Origin of the sequence: Novosphingobium sp. UBA6272 (genome assembly GCF_002440635.1) — a bacterium.
GTDB lineage: Bacteria > Pseudomonadota > Alphaproteobacteria > Sphingomonadales > Sphingomonadaceae > Novosphingobium.
This window is the reverse complement of sequence record NZ_DJUW01000005.1, coordinates 3,125-3,621: the sequence shown is the minus strand read 5'-3', so window position 1 is coordinate 3,621 and position 497 is coordinate 3,125. Positions and strand designations below refer to the sequence as shown.

Annotated in this window: 1 protein-coding gene and 1 pseudogene; one reads left to right on the top strand and one right to left on the bottom strand. The window is 67.8% G+C overall.

Annotated features, from left to right (window positions below; translation table 11 throughout):
- Positions 1-233, top strand: a 233-nt coding sequence (locus B2V17_RS04200; RefSeq protein WP_292995518.1) for a GGDEF domain-containing protein, incomplete at its 5' end; no start/stop codon positions are given.
- Between the two features lie 5 nt (positions 234-238).
- On the opposite strand, the pseudogene B2V17_RS04195 reads toward B2V17_RS04200, so the two are convergent.
- Positions 239-497, bottom strand: a pseudogene (locus B2V17_RS04195) (DUF3142 domain-containing protein); the annotation flags it as partial.

The following is a 497-nucleotide window of genomic DNA, read 5'->3' as shown; positions in this document are numbered from 1 at the left end:
GGCTGCGCCAGGAACTGGCCGACCGCCGACTGGTCAACCGTGCCACCGAGCAACCGTTCGGACAGGTCAGTTTTTCGGCCGGGATCGCCGATGTCTTCGAATGTGGCGACCCTCGCACCGCGCTGCGGGCAGCCGACGCGGCGCTGTACCGGGCCAAGCAGAACGGCCGCAACCGGATTGAGGTAGCGACCGATGAAGACTGCCAGCCGCCCCAGCTCAACGCCGCAGCCTGAAGCCTTCAGCCCGGATTGACCAGGAACACCACATAGCCGCGGAACAGCGGGTCAGCGGCCAACGCCGCCGGCTCGCGCCATTCGCCGCCCTGGACCAAAGCGACCTTGTGCGGCACCGGCACCCGCGCCAGCCGCGCGAGGTAGCGTTCATAGCCGGGGATCGTCGTACGCCCCTGATAGCTTTGCACCACGACCTCATTGACCGTGCCCTTCAATGCGGCGAGCGCCGCGGGATCGGCATTGGCGCTCCAGTCCATCAGCCCG